Source organism: Pseudomonas sp. TE6288 (assembly GCF_054062095.1).
This window is the reverse complement of record NZ_JBSSEW010000005.1, coordinates 124,328-142,848: the sequence shown is the minus strand read 5'-3', so window position 1 is coordinate 142,848 and position 18,521 is coordinate 124,328. Positions and strand designations below refer to the sequence as shown.

General features: G+C 64.1%; 15 protein-coding genes and 1 tRNA gene. 8 read left to right on the top strand and 8 right to left on the bottom strand.

All coding sequences use genetic code 11. The features are described from left to right. Positions 1 to 23: 23 nt before the first annotated feature. Positions 24 to 716 (bottom strand): uracil-DNA glycosylase, encoded by a 693-nt coding sequence (ung, locus tag ACVWY1_RS06880; protein ID WP_102681578.1) that lies wholly within the window; start codon positions 714 to 716, stop codon positions 24 to 26. Between the two features lie 128 nt (positions 717 to 844). Between ung and ACVWY1_RS06875 the strand changes: the two genes are divergently transcribed. Beyond that, complete coding sequence (locus ACVWY1_RS06875; RefSeq protein WP_457378010.1) at positions 845 to 1,951, top strand: enoyl-CoA hydratase/isomerase family protein; 1,107 nt, start codon at positions 845 to 847, stop codon at positions 1,949 to 1,951. Positions 1,952 to 1,978: 27 nt separating this feature from the next. On the opposite strand, the gene ACVWY1_RS06870 is transcribed toward ACVWY1_RS06875, so the two are convergent. Continuing rightward, positions 1,979 to 2,416, bottom strand: a complete 438-nt coding sequence (locus ACVWY1_RS06870) for a hypothetical protein (protein ID WP_277503052.1) — start codon at positions 2,414 to 2,416, stop codon at positions 1,979 to 1,981. Positions 2,417 to 2,628: 212 nt separating this feature from the next. Between ACVWY1_RS06870 and ACVWY1_RS06865 the strand changes: the two genes are divergently transcribed. The 5 genes from ACVWY1_RS06865 (at position 2,629) to ACVWY1_RS06845 (ending at position 6,512) form a co-directional block, all read left to right on the top strand. Next, entirely contained in the window at positions 2,629 to 4,119 is a 1,491-nt protein-coding gene (locus tag ACVWY1_RS06865) for a sensor domain-containing diguanylate cyclase (RefSeq protein ID WP_277503051.1), read from the top strand. Then, on the top strand, positions 4,112 to 4,333 hold the full coding sequence (locus tag ACVWY1_RS06860; protein WP_277503050.1) for a cysteine-rich CWC family protein: 222 nt from the start codon (positions 4,112 to 4,114) through the stop codon (positions 4,331 to 4,333). Before ACVWY1_RS06865 ends, ACVWY1_RS06860 begins: the two co-directional genes overlap by 8 nt. Before the next feature lie 32 nt (positions 4,334 to 4,365). Next, positions 4,366 to 5,058 carry a pseudouridine synthase gene (locus ACVWY1_RS06855; protein ID WP_277503049.1) on the top strand — a complete coding sequence of 231 codons (693 nt, stop codon included), beginning with the start codon at positions 4,366 to 4,368 and terminating at the stop codon, positions 5,056 to 5,058. A gap of 379 nt (positions 5,059 to 5,437) precedes the next feature. Beyond that, positions 5,438 to 6,322, top strand: coding sequence for an alpha/beta fold hydrolase (locus tag ACVWY1_RS06850; RefSeq protein ID WP_102681572.1), 885 nt, complete (start codon positions 5,438 to 5,440; stop codon positions 6,320 to 6,322). Positions 6,323 to 6,438: 116 nt separating this feature from the next. Then, positions 6,439 to 6,512 (top strand) — tRNA-Gly (locus ACVWY1_RS06845). A 118-nt stretch (positions 6,513 to 6,630) separates the two neighbouring features. Here the strand turns inward: ACVWY1_RS06845 and ACVWY1_RS06840 are convergent. After that, positions 6,631 to 8,163: a Fic family protein gene (locus ACVWY1_RS06840; protein WP_277503047.1), complete on the bottom strand. Its 1,533-nt coding sequence runs from the start codon at positions 8,161 to 8,163 to the stop codon at positions 6,631 to 6,633. A gap of 403 nt (positions 8,164 to 8,566) precedes the next feature. Here ACVWY1_RS06840 and ACVWY1_RS06835 point away from each other — a divergent pair, with 403 nt between their 5' ends. Then, positions 8,567 to 10,267: a SulP family inorganic anion transporter gene (locus ACVWY1_RS06835; protein ID WP_457378009.1), complete on the top strand. Its 1,701-nt coding sequence runs from the start codon at positions 8,567 to 8,569 to the stop codon at positions 10,265 to 10,267. 355 nt (positions 10,268 to 10,622) lie between these two features. Here the strand turns inward: ACVWY1_RS06835 and ACVWY1_RS06830 are convergent, their stop codons facing one another. The 5 genes from ACVWY1_RS06830 to ACVWY1_RS06810 all read right to left on the bottom strand — a co-directional run bounded on the left by ACVWY1_RS06830 (position 10,623) and on the right by ACVWY1_RS06810 (position 17,298). After that, positions 10,623 to 12,218, bottom strand: coding sequence for an alpha/beta hydrolase-fold protein (locus tag ACVWY1_RS06830; protein WP_457378008.1), 1,596 nt, complete (start codon positions 12,216 to 12,218; stop codon positions 10,623 to 10,625). A gap of 7 nt (positions 12,219 to 12,225) precedes the next feature. Next, complete coding sequence (locus tag ACVWY1_RS06825) at positions 12,226 to 14,589, bottom strand: TonB-dependent siderophore receptor (RefSeq protein ID WP_457378007.1); 2,364 nt, start codon at positions 14,587 to 14,589, stop codon at positions 12,226 to 12,228. Between the two features lie 78 nt (positions 14,590 to 14,667). Continuing rightward, positions 14,668 to 15,630, bottom strand: a complete 963-nt coding sequence (locus ACVWY1_RS06820; protein ID WP_277503043.1) for a FecR family protein — start codon at positions 15,628 to 15,630, stop codon at positions 14,668 to 14,670. After that, on the bottom strand, positions 15,623 to 16,156 hold the full coding sequence (locus tag ACVWY1_RS06815) for an RNA polymerase sigma factor (RefSeq protein WP_102682744.1): 534 nt from the start codon (positions 16,154 to 16,156) through the stop codon (positions 15,623 to 15,625). Before ACVWY1_RS06815 ends, ACVWY1_RS06820 begins: the two co-directional genes overlap by 8 nt. A gap of 83 nt (positions 16,157 to 16,239) precedes the next feature. Next, complete coding sequence (locus ACVWY1_RS06810) at positions 16,240 to 17,298, bottom strand: glycerophosphodiester phosphodiesterase family protein (protein ID WP_457378006.1); 1,059 nt, start codon at positions 17,296 to 17,298, stop codon at positions 16,240 to 16,242. Positions 17,299 to 17,440: 142 nt separating this feature from the next. Between ACVWY1_RS06810 and ACVWY1_RS06805 the strand changes: the two genes are divergently transcribed. Further along, a complete protein-coding gene (locus ACVWY1_RS06805) occupies positions 17,441 to 18,457 on the top strand; it encodes a DUF4917 family protein (protein WP_277503041.1) in 1,017 nt (338 codons plus the stop codon). Positions 18,458 to 18,521: the final 64 nt, after the last annotated feature.

Sequence of the window (18,521 nt, the reverse complement as noted above, 5' to 3'; positions counted from 1 at the left end):
GCTTCGCGGCCCTCTTTTTCAGCTCACAACGGCGGCAACGCCCAATTTATCGGCGCCATCCCGCGCTGCTCGAGGAAGCTGTTGGTGCGGCTGAAATGCCCGCAACCAAAGAACCCACGGTAGGCCGACAACGGCGACGGGTGCACCGACTTGAGCACCAGGTGCTTGCTGGCATCGATCAGCTTCTGCTTGCTCTGCGCATGCGCGCCCCACAGCAGGAACACCACATTCGGGCACTGCTCGCTGACCACCTGAATGATCCGGTCGGTGAAGAACTCCCAGCCCTTCTTCGCATGCGAAGCCGCATTGGCCCGCTCCACGGTCATGGTGGTATTGAGCAGCAACACGCCCTGCTCCGCCCAGCTTTGCAGGTAGCCGTGGCTGGGGATCGGCAGGTTGAGGTCGCGCTGCAGCTCCTTGTAGATATTGACCAGCGACGGCGGCGCGGCGATGCCCGGCTGCACCGAGAAGCACAGGCCATGGGCCTGGCCCGGGCCGTGGTACGGGTCCTGGCCGAGGATGACCACCTTGACCTGCTCCAGCGGCGTGGAGTTGAGGGCGTTGAAGATCAATGGCCCGGGCGGGTAGATCTCCTTGCCGGCGGCGTATTCGCCGCGCAGGAACTCGCGTAGCTGATGCATGTAGGGCTGGTCGAACTCGGCACGCAGCGCGGCTTTCCAGCTGGGCTCGAGTTTGATGCGATCATCGTCGGTCATGGGGGCATCCAAAAGCAAAGTGCCGCGACACTAGGAAAGCCTGGCCGGCTTGTCAATCGATCCGACCGACGACCGGCAGCTTCGGCGCGGCAGGCCATACTGAGGGGATGATTTGCGCGAGGTAGCCCATGTCCATTCAATGCGAGGTACTGACCGGCGCCGACGGCGCCCGTATCGGCATCGCCACCCTGGACGCGCCCAAGGCGCTCAATGCCCTGACGTTGCCCATGATCGAAATGCTCGACGAACGGCTGCGCGGCTGGGCCAGCGACCCCGGGATCGTCTGCGTGCTGCTGCGCGGCAACGGGCCAAAGGCCTTCTGTGCCGGCGGCGACGTGCGGGCCCTGGCCCAGGCCTGCCGCGAACACCCCGGTAGCGTGCCACCGCTGGCAGCGACCTTCTTCGCCCGTGAATACCGTCTCGACTATCACCTGCACACCTATCCCAAGCCTCTGTTTTGCTGGGGCCATGGTCATGTGCTGGGCGGCGGCATGGGCCTGCTGCAAGGCGCCGCGGTGCGCATCGTCACTCCCAGCAGCCGCCTGGCCATGCCCGAAATCAGTATCGGCCTGTATCCCGACGTTGGCGCCAGCTGGTTCCTGGCCCGCCTGCCCGGCAAGCTTGGCCTGTTCCTGGGGCTCACCGGCGCGCCCCTCAATGCCCGCGACGCGCTGGACCTGGGCCTCGCCGACCGCTTCCTGGGCGAGCATCAGCAGGAGGCGCTGATCGAAGAGCTGTTGCAGTTGAACTGGCAGGAGCAGACCGCCCTGCAGCTCAACAGCCTGCTCAAGGCCGAACAGCACCGTGCCTGCGTGGAGCTTCCCGAAGGGCAATGGCTGGCACGTCGGGCCGTGATCGACGAAGTGCTCGACGTGGCCGACCCCGTCGCGGCCTGGCGCGCTCTGGCCGGCCTGGCCCGGCATGCCGATCCGTTGCTGGCGGCGGCGGGTCAACGCTTGCATGAGGGCTGCCCGTTGACGGCGCACCTGGTGTGGGAACAGATCCGTCGGGCTCGGTACCTTTCACTGACCCAGGTGTTCCAGATGGAGTACACGATGAGCCTGAACTGTTGCCGTCACCCGGAGTTCAGCGAAGGGGTGCGCGCGCGCCTGCTGGACAAGGACAACACCCCGCACTGGCACTGGCCGGATGTGGCGCAGGTGCCAGCGGCGGTGGTGGAGGCGCATTTCAGCAAGGTCTGGGAGGGGCGGCATCCGCTGGCGGAACTGGGATGACGCATCGCGGGGCGTGTCCGCACTCGGTCAACGCGACCAGCCCCGCTCGCCACCTCGCCCGCCGTCTGGTCGACGGTCGCGATTGCCCTGCCCGTTCGAATGCCAGCGATCACCTCGGCGATCATCATTGCGATAGTCGTGGCGGTCGCGATCGCGCCCATAGTCGTAGCGCTGGCGGTTGCCATAGTCGTAGCGCGGGTTGCCTTGCCAGCGCGGCTGCACGCCGGGTGCCGGATACGGGCGGTACTGTGGCACTGGTGCGGGCCGGTAGTAACGCGGCGCGGGCTGGTAGTAATAGCGTGGCTGCGGCGCCACATAGTAGCGATCCTGACGGTAGTAGCCAGGGTAAACATAGCGATCGCTGGTGTAGTAGTCACGGCGGTAGTAGCCGTTGCCCGCATAGTAAGGGGCGCAGGCGGATGTCAGCAGTCCAAGCAGGACGATGAGCAGGATTCGTGGGTACATGGCGGCCTCCTGGACCGCAGGGGTGCCCGGCACAGCGGCGCTGGCGGGCGTCGACGGCAATGCGTTCATCGACACTGGATAAGACAGTCGCGCCAGGGTTCGGTGCCATTTCTGCAACAAATTGAAACAGGTCGTATAACCCTGAAAAACATGCAGTCATTTTTCGGTCATCTCACTAGAATGTGGCCACCGGCACACTTCACGGGAAGATCATGCCTTCGCCCTCCGCCCTGTTCTCGCAACGCTCGCTGATCCTCGCCCTGCTGCTGTTGCTGGCCTGCGGCTTCCTGGCCACCTCGCTGCTGAGCTACTACGCCTCGCGCGGGGCGATCCGCGACGGGATCGTCAACACCGAACTGCCGCTGACCTCCGACACGGTCTACTCCGAAATCCAGAAAGACCTGATTCGCCCGGTGCTGATCTCATCGATGATGGCCCAGGACACCTTCCTGCGGGACTGGGTACTGGGCGGCGAACAGGACACCACGCGCGTCACCCGTTACCTCGGCGAAGTGATGGGCAGCCAGGTCACCTGCACCAGCTTCTTCGTTTCCGACCGCAGCCTCACCTACTACCAGGCCAAGGGCGTACTCAAGCAGGTACGCCCCGATGCCTGGCGCGACGCCTGGTACTTCCGCCTGCGCCAGTCGAACAAACCCTACGAGATCAATGTCGACCTGGACATGGCCAACCAGGACAAGCTCACCGTGTTCATCAACCACCGCGTGCACGACTACCAGCAACGCTTCATCGGGGCCGCCGGGGTGGGCTTGAGCGTGGAGTCGGTGGTACGCCTGATCGACGACTATCAACGCAGGTACCAGCGTTCGGTGCTGTTCACCGATGCCCAGGGCAAGGTCCTGCTGACCGGATCCGACGGTGGCCCCCACGGCTTGCGCGCCGGCCAGCAATTGGCCGACAGCAACCAGTGGCAGGCGTTGCTGGCGCGCATGCCGACACCCGCCACCGGCAGTCATGAGTACACCGACAACGACGGCCACAGTCACTTCCTCAACGTGCGCCTGCTGCCGGAGCTGGGCTGGTACCTGCTGGTGGACAAACGCGAGACCGGCGCCCTGGAGCGCATCCGCCAGTCGCTGTACCTGAACCTGGCGATCTGCGCGATGATCACCCTGGTCGTGCTGTCACTGCTCAACGCCATGGTCAAGCGCCACCAGGACAACGCCGAGGCGCTGGCCACCCTCGACAGCCTCACCGGCCTGCCCAACCGCCGCAGCTTCGACCTGCTGGCCGGCCAGGCGCTGATCGAGGCCCAGCGCGACAGCGCGCCGCTGGTCGCCCTGCTGATCGACCTCGATCATTTCAAGGCCCTCAACGACACCCACGGCCACCTGGCCGGCGACGAAGTGCTGCGCCAGTTCGCCAATGTGCTGCAGGGCAGCCTGCGTCAGTCCGATATACTCTGCCGCTGGGGCGGCGAGGAGTTCATCGTGCTGCTGCGTGAAGCCGAAGGCCGCCATGCTATCGAAGTGGCGGAGAAGATCCGTCGGCGCACCGAGCAGCTGACCTTCAGCTATGCCGACCAGCCACTGCGCCTGACCGCGAGCATCGGCCTGTCCGCCCTGCAGCGCGCCGACAGCCTGCACAGTCTGCTGACCCGCGCCGACCACGCCCTCTATCGTGCCAAACAAGGCGGACGCAACCGCGTCTGCAGCGAGATGCCCGGAACCGACCATGCCTGACCCCCAACGCTGCCCCGCCTGCGGCGCCCTCAACCAATGCGGCCTGACCGACCCGCGCAACGCCACGCAAGGCTGCTGGTGCTTCGAGGTGGACATCGACTCGGCAGTCATCGAAGCCCTGCCCGCCGAACTGCGCAACAAGGCCTGCTTGTGCCCGCGCTGCGCACAGGTGGACGCACAGCTCAAGGCAGCGCAAGCGCGCACGATCCGTTAGACTGCGCGCCGGTTTCCTGCAAGCGGCCCACCATGCGCCTCGACCGATTCCTCGGCAACCTGCCCTGCTACAACCGCCAGCAAGTGCGTCTGCTGCTGGCGCAACGGCGTGTGCGCGTGGACGGCGTGGCGACCGCCGACCCGCTGTTGGAGGTGCGTGAATTCAGCCGCGTCGAAGTGGACGAGCAGGTACACCAGGCCGGGCGCCCGGCACGCTACCTGATGCTGCACAAGCCCAGCGGTTGCGTCAGCGCCACCCAGGACCCACAGCACCGCACCGTGCTCGACCTGCTACCGGTGGTGCTGCGCGACGAGCTGCACATCGCCGGGCGCCTGGACTACAACACCACCGGGCTGATGATCCTGACCAACGATGGCCACTGGTCGCGGCGGCTGACCCAGCCACGGACCAAGCAGCCCAAGACCTATCTGGTGCACACCGAGGACGAGATTGGTGCGCACTACGTCGACAGGTTCCGTGAAGGGTTCTACTTCGCCTTCGAAGACCTCACCACCCTGCCCGCGCAGCTGGATATCCTCGGCCCGCGCAGCGCGCGCCTGACCATCGTCGAGGGCCGCTATCACCAGGTGAAGCGGATGTTCGGACACTTCCAGAACAAGGTGGTGGGGCTGCATCGGGAAAGCATGGGGTCGATCACACTGGACCCGATATTGCATCCTGGAGAGTTCAGGGCGCTGACCGACGAGGAAATCGCCTCGGTCTGAGCGGATCAGCATTCGGCGGTTTCCCACGAAAGATTTCCTCCAACGGCACTTGCGCGATCCTACCCGCGCTGCTTGACTGCTAACTCGTCGGTCTGCATGTGACCAACCAGTCACAACCGTAGTCCAAGACGCCCTTTACCGGCCACCCGGGGTCTCGATGCCCTGGGGCACGGTAATCGCCCGCCAAAACAATACCGTCGACACCAACGTCAAGGATCGACACAAGGGCCCACCGGTTTTCAGTTCCAGGCGAATGCCTACCTGTCATAAAGCACGTGCACCCTGATGGCCAGTCCGGTCGGTTCGGCGCCAGTCCGCCAAACAACCACGCAGGCCACCAGGTGACGCGGATACCCTTTTTGCGCCAGGAGTCGATGACATGAGGCCAGAAATCGCTGTACTTGATATCCAAGGGCAGTACCGGGTTTACACGGAGTTCCATCGCGCGCAGGGCGCCGAGAAGACGATCATCCTGATCAATGGCTCTTTGGCCACCACGGCGTCCTTTGCACAGACAGTGCGCAGCCTGCATCCGCAGTTCAACGTGGTGCTGTACGACCAGCCGTACGCCGGCAAGTCCAAACCCCACAACCGTCATGAACGGTTGCTGACCAAGGAGGCCGAGGCGCATATCCTGCTCGAGTTGATCGAGCACTTCCGTGCCGATCATGTGCTGTCGTTCTCCTGGGGCGGCGCCTGCACCCTGCTGGCCCTGGCGCACCAGCCGCGATTGGTGAAAAAGGCCATCGTCAGCTCGTTCTCGCCGGTGATCAACGAACCGATGCGCGACTACCTGGACCGTGGTTGCCAGTACCTGGCCGCCTGCGACCGCTACCAGGTGGGCAACCTGGTCAACGACACCATCGGCAAGTACCTGCCGTCGTTGTTCAAGCGCTTCAACTACCGGCACGTCAGCAGCCTGGACAGCCATGAGTACGCGCAGATGCTCTTCCACATCAACCAGGTGCTCGATCACGACCTGGAGCGGGCACTGAAGGCCGCGCGCAACATCGATATCCCGGTGTTGTTCATCAATGGCGACCGCGACGAATACACCACCGTCGAGGATGCCCGCCAGTTCAGCCGCCATGTCGGACGCAGCCAATTCAGCGTGATCCAGGGCGCCGGCCACTTCCTGGACATGGAGCACAAGACCGCCTGCGAGGACACCCGCAATGCCATGCTCGGCTTCCTCAAGCCGGCCCAGCGAGAATCGCGCCAACGCTACGCACAGGAACCGAGCCAGCATGCACTGGCGATCTGAGCGCATCGGCGTCCTGTAGCCCTCGTCACCCGCAGGCTACGGGCCGCCGAAAGGCTTTTTTACAAGCTTGGGGCTTCTCATTCGAGGAGGGTTCTGGTAAAAAGTCTAGCTTCGAAGCGGGTATAGTTTATTGGTAAAACTATAGCTTCCCAAGCTATTGAGGAGGGTTCGATTCCCTCTACCCGCTCCATCTCGCATTCCCCGCACGACGTTCCATTAACGTCGTCGCTGTCAAAAGGAGCCTCGGCTCCTTTTTTCGTTTCTGCGCTTGAAATTCAAAGCACCGCTGAGAATGCCAAGGTCAATCCTCATTGCCCTTCTCGGTCTTCAAACGCCGACCGAACGGCCTCCACGATTCGCGCTGCGAGGCGCTCGTCGTCGAGCTGCGGATATTGCTTCTTGAGCTTGCCTGAAACATTCCAGCCATTCTCCTTAACCGAGCGAATGATGCGGCTTGCATCCTGGTCGGGCATCTCCACAACATCTTTTAAACGCTCTTGGGCGAGCTGGAAAATGACAAGGATCCTGGCTTCTTCCGCCATCTGCGTTCGAATCGTGTATTCGACGACGCGCGCGGTATAGAGAACATGTGCGGTCAGATCCGGATAGCGCCAGGCGAAGCGCGCATCATCGTAATCGTCGAACTCGAAGTTGCTTGGCGTACCGTCTTCGTAGGCCACAAGCGTGCCAAAGCGACAGGATGCCGCATACCGCCGCATGAAGGGTCGGGAGAACTGCTCCAGTGTCGCATCATAGCCGGCCCGGAACTCGGTCGAGCTGGTAATGGTCGCTGAAACAGGCAATATCACGCCATTCGGAACCGCCTGATCCCGAACCAGAGTGTCGTTGATCAGGAAACGGTGGATTCGCCCATTTCCGTCTCTCATCGGATGGATGTAGACGAAGCCGAACGCCAATGCCGCGGCGCGCGCAAGCGACTCGGCGCCCCGGGTGGCCATCTCGAATTCGTTGAGGCCAGCAAGCATCGGGGCAAGGTCGTCAAAATGAGGGGCGACGTAGTGCACGATGTTCTCGCGCATCGTGGATTGCCCTACAAAAACGGGGGAGCGCCGCAACCCCAGGCCAAATGCATCGTGCCCCAGGATACCTACCTGCAAGAGATGCAGACTTCGGTCACTCAATGGTTCTTCGATATGGCCACAGTGTTGCGCGATGACATGTGCAAAGCGCTGGATGCGGCTGGCTTGGCCTTCCTCTTTTTCAATCAGAAAGCTCGCGCGCGACTCTTTCAACGTCAACCAACTCGCCGTCCGCATCAGGATGTCGGGGCCGAAGGTCTGATCGAGCTCTCCCAAAGCGGCTCTCAGGTCAAACTGCAAGGTTTGCTGCACGGTGTCGGTTCGCCGGATAAGCGGGCAAAACTCAGGCGTGCCTGGCAGATTGTCGTTGACCCGCCAGCGGCGAGATCGAAGCGGCGCCGTGCGGGTCAGGTAGTGGGCGGGCGACACGGCATCGATATAGGCGCCATTGGTCACATCAGGCACATCCAGATGTTGCCCCGTCAGCCACTCGAATAGAAAACCGGTGCGGCGAGCGTACTGGCCAAAAGGGGAACGCCGGCACCAATCTTCGACTGGCTCGGGTCCTACGACGGCAAACAGGCGGGCGAAGAACTCAAGGTGAATCTCCTCGTATTTGAGCCCGAATTCGAAGTGGCCTGCAAAACCATCGTCGGGCCGGTAGTTGGGCGGAAACCTGTTTTCTACTTGACTACCGGTATCGCGGCTTGCTCGCACTGTGCCGATGGCCGAATCGACGCGCAGAGGTTGTACCGGATTAACTCCGTACCGAGTGGCTAACGCCTTGAAACCGACCTGCATGGAAAAACCCCTACCGGAAGCCCAAAAACGCTAATATTTTTTGACTATCACCGCAAAACGATACCGCCAGCCGTCAGACGCAAAAATACTACGGAACACACAAATTCGCTACCGATCCAGATGGTTTACTCAAAAACGATAATGAAAGCGCTCCTCGCGAATTCCTTAGCCACTCATCTCCGTTGCCCGAAGTTTGTCCTATAACCGTTCGATTCACTCTCGCGCTCCAACTCGTATTCCGTCCACGTCGTCTCTGTCAAAAGGATCATCAACGGCTTTTTTCGTTTCCAGCGTACCTTTGTTGATCTGGCCCATGGCCATAACCACGCCAATTGGCTTGAATGCCCAGTCGTTCGTGGCGACTGACCGCTACGCTTTGTGAAGCACCTCCAAAGGACTGCGCATGTTTCTCTCCCGCTGGCTACCGGGTCTGGCCAACCTGCTGCACTACCGCCGCGAGTGGTTCCACGCTGACCTGCAGGCCGGCCTGTCGGTGGCCGCGATCCAGATCCCCATCGCCATCGCCTATGCGCAGATCGTCGGCCTGCCGCCACAGTACGGCTTGTACGCCTGCGTGCTGCCGATGATGGTCTATGCCCTGGTCGGCAGTTCACGGCAATTGATGGTCGGCCCGGACGCCGCCACCTGCGCCATGATCGGCGGCGCCGTGGCACCGCTGGCCATGGGCGACCCGCAACGCATCGCCGAACTGTCGGTGATCGTCACCGTGCTGGTGGGCGTGATGCTGATCGCTGCCGGGGTGGCGCGGGCCGGCTTTATCGCCAGCTTCTTCTCGCGGCCGATCCTCATCGGCTACCTCAACGGCATCGGCCTGAGCCTGCTCGCCGGGCAGTTGTCGAAGGTGGTGGGTTTCAAGATCGAAGGCGACGGTTTCATCCTCAGCCTGATCAACTTCTTCCAGCGCCTGGGCGAGATCCACTGGCTGACGCTAGCCATTGGCCTGGCCGGCCTGGGCCTGCTGATCTGGCTGCCACGGCGCTATCCGCGGCTGCCGGCGGCGCTGGTGACCGTGGTGGTATTTACCGCCCTTGCCGGACTGTTCGGCCTGGACCGTTTCGGCGTGGCGATCCTCGGCCCGGTGCCGGCGGGCATTCCCGAGCTGGCCTGGCCACAGAGCTCCCTGGCGGAAACCAAGAGTCTGCTGCGCGACGCCCTGGGTATCGCCACCATCAGTTTCTGCAGCGCCATGCTCACCGCCCGCAGCTTCGCCGCCCGCCACGGCTACGCGATCAACGCCAACCATGAGTTCCTCGCCCTGGGCGTGAGCAACCTGGCCGCCGGTATCTCCCAGGGCTTCGCCATCAGCGGCGCCGACTCGCGCACCGCGGTCAACGACATGGTCGGCGGCAAGAGCCAGCTGGTGGGCATCATCGCAGCCCTGGTGATCGCCTTGATCCTGCTGTTCTTCACCGCGCCCATGGCCTGGATTCCCCAGGCGGCGCTGGGCGCCGTGCTGCTGATGGCCGGTTGGGGGTTGATCGACGTGAAGTCACTCAAGACCATCCGCAAGCTCAGCCGCTTCGAGTTCTGGCTGTGCCTGCTGACCACGGTCGGCGTACTCGGCCTGGGCGTGTTGCCGGGCATCGTGTTCGCCGTGACCCTGGCCATCCTGCGCCTGCTCTACAGCATCTATCAGCCCACCGACGCCGTGCTTGGCTGGGTGCCGGGCATCGAAGGCCAAGTGGACGTGCGCCAGCACAAGGATGCCCGTACCGTGCCAGGCCTGGTGGTGTACCGCTTCGACGATGCGATCCTGTTCTTCAACGCCGACTACTTCAAGATGCGCCTGCTCGAAGCCGTGCAGAACGTGGAAAAAACCCAGGTGGTGCTGTTCGATGCCGAAGCGGTGACCAGCATCGACGTCAGCGGCATCGCCGCCCTGCGCGAGGTACGCGACACCCTCGCCGCCCAGGGCATCCATTTCGCCATCGCCCGCGCCCGTGGCACTTTCCTGCGCATGCTGGTGCGTTCCGGGTTGGCGCGGGAGATGGAGGAGAAACTGCTGTTCGGCTCGGTCCGGGCGGGGATTCGGGCGTATCGGGTATGGCGCAACAGGGCTCGGCGGGAGGGTGCTGCGGATTGAGGGAGGGGGTGGCTTGCGATCCCACTTGGGCGGGCGGGTGCCAGGCGATGGTCTTGCAGCGCTCTCAAGATCGAGCGCCGCCCGCGCGGCGCATCGCGGATGAATCCGCTCCTACATTTTGTTGCAACGTGCCGAACCTGTCAGGCCATGGCTGCCCGCCTTGGCGCAGGGCTTGAGACAGGTGGAGCGGTAACAATGCCCACCGAGAAATTGCGTCGCGCGCACAAGATTTACAACCATGGCCTATCAGGCATGGTCACGTTGCAACAGATGTAGGAGCGGATTCATCCGCGATGCGCCGCGCGGGCGGCGCTCGATCTCATAGACGCAGACGATCCATCGTTGAAAACTTGCGTTACGGCACACAAGCCCGCGCAACAGCCTGTGTCCCCTGCCCAAGCAAGCTGATCAACCCACAGGGCAGGCTCCCCCGCCACTGCAGATAGTCATGCCCAGCCGGAAACTCCACCTGTTCCACCCGATACCCTTTGGCCAGCAACACATCACGCAAGTGGCGGTTGGTGTCGAGAATTTTCGGCCCTTCGAACAGACCCGACTGCAAGTAGAACCGCAACGGCTGGCGCGGTGCCTTGACGTACTCACGGGTCAGCCAGCCAGGTTCGTCACCGGCCATCGGCCACCAGTAGGAACCGGACATGCTCAGCACATTGCCGAACAACTCCGGGTGCCTGAGGCCCAGGTAGGCCGACGCCAGACCGCCATAGCTCGACCCTGCCACCACGGTGCGCGAGGCTGGTGCCGCGAGCCCCTGGTGGCTGGCCCAAGGCATCAGTTCCTCGGCCATGAACCTTGCGAACAGTGGGTTGGGCGGCAACTCCCGCTCACGGCTTTCGCTGCTGTGGTTGGCGATGATCAGCGCGGCAGTGGGCGGGATCAGGCCGTCGGCAATCAGGTTGTCGAGTATCGTCGGCGTCGGCACTTGACGGGTGTAGGCATGGGCATCGAACAGCACCAGCAAGGCCTGGTCGGCCTTGCCCGGGCGCCAACCTGCCGGGCGGTAGAGGTAGATGTCGCGCTCGTTGCCCAGCACCTCGCTGGCCAGGCGCCTGCGCTCCAGGCTACCACGGGCCACCCCGGCACGCTCGGCCACCCACGGCTGGGGCGGCGCATCCGCAAGTTCCAGCCGTGAGCGCGACAACCAGGCGTCGCCACTGCCGTCGGCGAAGGTATTCGGATTCAACGGATCGCGCCGGGTACTGGCCAGGATCACCCGGCGGTCGTCGGACACCGGTACATCCGGTGCCATCTGATAACTCAGGCGGGTCGTCGCAGGTACCTCGAAACTGTGGAACCAGACATCGCTCGCGCCCAGCCGGGACAGCGGTTCGTGATTGCCTGTGGGGGCACCGAACATCCTCACGTTGTCCCGTGCCCCGCGCCAGAGGAAGGTGACCAGGCGCTTGCCGGGTTGCCCAGCAATGGCCTCGACCAATGGCGTTCCCTCAACGGCACGGGCCTGCCAGAAGGCCTCGCTGGTGCCACCCGTTGCCAGGTGCTGCTGCAGGGCGTGCAGGGTCGGGCTGAGCAGCGCCGCCGGCGTACGGTGTTGCTCGCCGACAGGCAGGACCTGCTCCAGGCTCAGGCTGAAACGCGCCGCCGGGCGGATCGCCAGGGGTTCGGCGCGCACCGCGTAACGACCATCCTGCGCCGCGACGAACAGGAACTCGCGGGGCTGGTCCAGACCGTCGATCAGCAGGCGCAACGGACGCCCGTCGGCATCCAGCAGGCGCAGGCTGACGTCGCCGTCGAGCCGACCACGCACCAGGTCCCCGGCCTTGAGCGCCAATTGCCAGGCTGGCGGATACGCTGCGCCGACCTGGCCGGCAACTGGTTTTCCCACCTCGAGATCGGCGTACGCACCCGCCAAGGCCAGATTCGAATAGAGCGTGGCCAGCAGGCATGCTCCGCCCAAGCGCTTCAATCGCTGCATGCTCACCTCAGAAGTCGACGCTGGCGGAGAGTTTGAGCGTGCGCGGTTCGCTGACAGTCGCATAGCCATCGTTGAACACACCGGCCCAGTAGGCGCGGTTCTCGACGTTTTCCAGGCTGGCGCGCAGGGTCACGTCCTTGCTCAGCACCTTGGTCGCATAGCGTGCGCCCAGGTCATAGCGGGTCCATTGCGGGATCTTCAACTGGTTGGCGGAATCGAGGTACTGGGAACTGCTGTGAATACCCAGGGCGGTCAGGGTCAGGCCCTCGACCCCAGGCAGGTCCCACTCGGCGCCGAGGTTGGCCGACCAGGCCGGCACGCCGCGGGCGGTGTTGCCGTCCATGGCGCCATTGGCGGTCTTGCTCAGCACCGCGCGGGTATAGGTCACGCCACCGAGCAGGCGCACGCTGGGGATGACTTCGCCGAACATCGTCCACTCCACGCCACGGTTGCGCTGCTCGCCGTCATCGGTGTAGCGATTGCTGGGCTTGTCGTAGATCATGCTGGGCTTGTCGATCTGGAACACCGCCAGCGTGTGGGTGAAGTCGCCCAGGTCCCACTTCACCCCGGCCTCCATCTGCTTGGCGACATAGGGCGCGAACTGCTCGCCATAGTTGGCGGCCTTCTGGTCGGTGACCATGCCACCCTGGGTCAGGCCTTCGATGTAGTTGGCATACAGCGATACCGGCGCCTCCCAGGGCTTGAGCACGATACCCACGGCGGGGGTCAGCTTGCGCTCGTCGTACGAAGGGTTGCTCATCTTCTGCCGCACCCGCTGGGAACGCACCCCGAGGGTGAGCAGCACACGCTCGTCCATGAAGCCCAGGGTATCGGCCACGGCAAAGCTCGACAGGGTGTTGTCGCCGGTCTTGCTGCTGCTGCCGTGGTCACCCGCGATGATCGCCTTGCCCGGGTGGTAGATGTTGGTGGGGTACTTGGCACCGGTGACCGTCGGCGCACGGCCGATGTCCTGGTGCAGCAAGGTGGTGCTGAGCACCAGTTGGTGGCTGACCGGACCGGTCATGAAGTTACCGCGCAGGCCGGCCTCGGTCGACAGGCTATGGGTATAACCGGCCTGGTTGTAGGTTTCGCCCGTCGCCGTGCCGTCGGCCTTGTTCACCACCACCCGGGTGCCGTTGAGGAAGCCATCGTAGCGGGTGCGGGCGCCACCGACGCTGGCGTAGGCGGTCCAGCTGTCATCGAGCTGGTACTCGCCACGCACCACCACGGCCTTGCTGATCTGCCGGGCGTGGATGCCTTCGAGGATGTTGGTGTCTGGCTTGGGTGCGCGGGTTACCTGATTGAGGCCGCTGAAGCCGGCCATCATCGGGCTGCCGTTCTCCAGTTTCTCGTGGCTTTCGTAGGCATCCAGCTCGAGCTTGAAGTCGTCCCCTCGGTAATCCAGTGCCAACGCTGCCAAGGTGCGGTCCTTGGACTGCTCGTCGACGCCGGTGTCGCCACTGCCGTAGACACCATTGAACCGAATGCCGAAGCGCCCCTCGGCAAAGCGCCGCCCGACATCGATATGCTCGGCGACATAGCCATCGGACACGTAGCTGCTGGTCAGCCGCGTAAGCGGTGTGTCGCCGGCACGCTTGGGCACCAGGTTGACCACCCCACCTACGCCACCGTTGGGCGCCATGCCATTGAGCAGCGCCCCCGGCCCTTTGAGCACTTCGACGCGCTCGAGGAATTCGGTCGGCACATGGCCATCGGGCGCCAGACCGTAGAGACCACCCAGCGCCAGCTCGGTGGAGTCCAGCGCATAGCCACGGATCATGAAGTTCTCGTAGGCATGCCCTTCGCCGGTGCTGAAGCGGATCGACGGGTCGTTGCGCAGTACTGCGCCGACCGTGCCGCTTTGCTGGTTCTCAATGGTCTTGGCGGTGTAGGCGGTGACGCTGAAGGGGGTGTCCATCAAGTCGCGGTTGCCCAGCATGCCGATGCGCGCGCCGCGGGCGACCTGGCCGCCACTGTAGCTTTCCGGCAGGTCGCTGTTTAAGCCAGAGGCATTGACCGTGGTCGTCCCCAATGTCAGGGCGCCCTGGTCGGTCGGGCCGCGCAAGATGATCACGCCGTTTTCCTCCAACGCCACCAGGTTGCTGCCAGCCAGCAGTTGGCTCAGCGCCTGCAACACTGTGTAGCGCCCCTGCAAGGCAGGCGTGCTGCGCCCGGCCAATACACGGCTGTCGGCGGCAATCGCCACTCCCGAGGCACGGGCCAGGGCATGCACCGTGGCCTCCAGCGACTGGCCCGGCAAGTCGAGGTTCAGCGGCTGGCTATCAGCCAGGGCCAGGCCGCTGCCACCCAGGGCGCAGGCCAGGGCCAGGCGCCGCAGGGGACCGGGGAAGCGGGAGGTGAAAAGCGACATGATCAGTCCTTGCAGGAGGTGGGTTCACAGCTGATGACGCGGCAGTGGCGGTTTACCCCTCAAACGATTTTCAGAGGATCAGCGCGGCACGATCAGACGTTGCCCACCCAAGGCCTGCACGCTGACCGGCAGGATGCCCGGCAAGGCATCGAGCAATACCTCAGGCCGGTCACTGGGGAAACTCCCGGTCAATCGCAGGTTGACCAGCCCGGGATCGACCTTGACGGCCTGCGCGGCATATGCGTTCAGCTCACCGATCACCTCGACCAGCGGTTGGTCGGTGAACGACCACCAACCGCGCTGCCAATGCGCATGGTCGGGCCCATACTGGCCACCGGCGCGCAGGCTGCCCAACCGCCCTTCGCCCTCCAGGCAGATGCGCTCGCCAGCCTGCAGCACCTGTTCGCCGCCCTGCAGATCGCGTACCTGTACCCGCCCCCTGGCTACAGCCACCTGGACCTGGCCACCACGGTCGCTGACCGTGAACGCGGTGCCCAGCACCTCTACCACGCCGAGGCGGGTACTGATCAGGAATGGCCGCCACAGCTCATGGGCCACATCGAAGAAGACATTGCCGTGCAGCAGCAGGACCTGGCGCTGGCCGTGATCGAAGCGCACGCGCAGGTTGCTTTCGGCCGCCACCAGCAACTGGCTGCCATCGGGCAATGCCAAGGCCTGCGGCGCTTGCGCGTGGGCTGTCTGCAGGTCCTGGCCGAACGCTGCGGTGCGCTTGTACATCCAGCCCAGCCAACCACCTGCGGCCAGCAGCAAGGCCAGCGCGCCGCCCTGGCGCAGCACCCGCCGACGCCCCACATCACAGGCCTGCGGTTGCAAGGCGCCACGCAGTTGCGGAGCGAGGCGGTGAACCAGTTGCCAGCGCTGCTCGGCCTCCAGCCAGGCGCGCTCATGCTCGGCGCTGCGTCCGCGCCAGCGCTGCACCAGGCCATGGGTCTTGCGCACGCGTTCGGGATCATCCCCTTGCAGCGCCGCCAGGTAGACCAGCGCCTGCTGCACTTTGCGCGGCGCGGCCGGCTCAGTCATGACGGCTCGCCAGGCGCAGTTCGGACAGGTCAAAGACCGCCCGGGCGATATGCAGCTCGACCGACTTGGCCGACAGCCCCAGGGCCTCGCACACTTCACGGTGGCTGTGGCCGTGCAGGCGCACGCGAACGAACACTTCGCGGCGAAGTTTGGGCATGCGTTCGATGCGGGCAATCAGGTGCTGCAGCTGTTCGCGCGCGATCATGATCTCTTCCACGCTGGGGCTGAGCCAGTCGGCCCGTGCCAGCCAGTCTTCCAGCGCCGCCAGTTCGGTGCTACGCCGACGGTGCTGGTCGATGCACAAGTTGCGCGCCGCCTGGAACAGCAAGGCCCGGGCATTGATTACCGGTGCGTTGAGCGCATGGGCGTACGCCTGGACGAAGCTGGACTGGGCAATATCAGCGGCGTCATCAGGGTTGCGCAGCCGCCCGCAGAGGTAGCGGCGCAGATCACTGTAATGGGCAAGCAGGTCGTCGACGGCTGCCTGGAGGGCTGGCCGGGCCTGCCAACTGGAAAGGGAGGTCATTGCGGATGTGGCGAGGGCCGTTAATAGGAATTCCTATCATTCTCACACATGTCAATCGGCCATCGCCAGCATCATGTTGCCGATCAGTAACCCAGCTTGCGCAGCAACTGTCCTTCGTTCTGTGGCATCGGTCGTTTATAGAAACGCATCAGCTCACCGGCACGGTTGGTGAAGATGCCGTCGACGCCGGCTTTCATCGCCTTGTCGAAATCCACTGCCTCGTCGAGGGTGTACACGTGCACCAGCAGCCCCTTGTCGTGGCTGGCCTGGTTCATCCACGGCTGGATCAGGTCGGAGTAGCTCTGCTCGCCAAGGTGGGTACGAATTGCCGAAGGGCCGGTACCAATGGCGCCGCCGGCCTTGGCATAGTCGAGCCAGCGCTGGAACTCGGCACGGTCCTTGGGTTGCTGACGGGCGTAGAAGGCCGACTTGTCCTGCTCGCCGGATTCGTCGAAGTCTTGCCCCGAGGCGGGTTCGATGCTGCCCTTGGCCACCCACAGCAAGAGGATCTTCGGCACCTGCGGCATGGCCTCGTGCAGCAGCTTGAGGCTGTTGCGATCGAAGGTCTGCAAGACCACCTTGCCCGGCTTGTCGAGCCAGCCACGGGCCTCGAGGCGCTTTTTCAGGTCCTGCTCGATACCGGGAAACTGCGCCGGCTCCTTGGTCTCGATGTACAGGCCCGGGTGACGCTCGGGGTTGCCTTCGGCGATATCGATCACTTCGTCCAGGGTAAGGATGCGCTGGCCCTTGAACGCTTCGCGGGCACGCTCGGGATAGGCCTTGTTGAACCAGCTGCCGGCGTCCAGCGCCTTGAGTTCGGCCAGGGTGAAGGCGCTGACCGGGCTCGCCTTGCGCTCGGGGTAACGTTCGGCGACGTCGCTGGTGCGTGCCAGCACATCGTCGTGGACCACCACCAGCACGCCATCGCGGGTGCGCTGCAAGTCCATTTCCAGGTAGTCGGCGCCCAGTTCGCGGGCCAGCAGGTAGGCGGGAGTCGTGGACTCGGGAGCATCGAACGAGGCGCCACGGTGAGCGATCACGGCCGGATGCGGGATGTCCTGGGCCTTGGCGAGGGCCTTGCCGTCGGAGGCCTGGGCCGCGGTACTCGCCAGCAAGGTGGCCAGGAGAAGGGTCTTGTACATGGGTAGTCCTTTGCAGATCGGGGCCGGCCCCTGGAAGACGCCGGCAAGGTCAACGGTGCAGTCCTTGAGGGCGCAAGCCTCGCACACTCTGCATGACATGCTAAAGTCCCCGGCGTTTTCCGCCCCACCCAATGGACCGCCCATGCCCGCACTCGACGCCCACTTGCCCACCTGGGCCGACCTCAACCAGCGCCACCCCAGCACCGCCCTGCTGCTGGGCAATGGTGCCAGCCGCGCGCTGTGGAAACCGTTCGGCTACTTCTCGCTGTTCGAGGAAGCCCAGCGGGTGCGGCACAAGGCTTTGGGGGTGAGCGACCAGGCACTGTTCAAGGCCCTGGGCAGTGAGCTGTTCGAGCCGCTGCTCAGCACCCTGAACACCACCGTGCGGGCCAACGCCGCGCTGGCGATCAACTCCACCGCGCCGCTGAACCGCTACTACTCGATCAAGGAAGCGCTGATCCACGCGGTGCGCGCCGTGCACCTGCCCTGGCCGCGCTTCCCAAGCGCGACGCGTACGGCCATCAACCACGCGCTGCGCCAATACCGCAGCGTCTACACCAGCAACTACGACCTGATCCTGCCCTGGGCCGTGGCCGAGGATACGCAAGGTTTCGCCAACCTGTTCGACGAACAGGGTTTCTTCGACGTGCGCCGCAGCCAAGCCGACGGTATCCGCATCCTGCACCTGCACGGTGGCATGCACCTGCTCAAGCTGCCTGACGGCAGTACCCGCCGACGCAGCGCCGAACAGGCCGAACTGCTCGAAGGCTTCGCCGTGAACATTCCCGGCGAAGTACCGCTGTTCGTCAACGAAAGCCGCAGCGAAGACAAGCTGCGCGCCATCCGCAACTCCGACTACCTGTCCTGGAGCCTGGGACAGCTGGCCCGCGAACACGACGGACTATGCTTGTTCGGCCAGCACCTGGACACCAGCGACCAGCACCTGCTCGACGCCATCCGCCTGGCTCGGCCCAAGCACCTGGCCATCGCGATCCGGCCGCTAAGCGAGGCCTCGGTCATCAACCAGAAGCAGCACTTCATTGATCGCTTTGGCGATCTTTCGCAGGTTCCGCTGCACTTTTTCGATGCCTCCAGCCACCCCCTAGGCTTGGCTGAACTGGCCATCCCCGTTCCGGCCACACAGGATCGACGGCGCTGAGCCGCACACTTTGCAAATGTAAATAATTCTCGATAAGATCCGCACCCTTTCCTTCCCGCCAGCC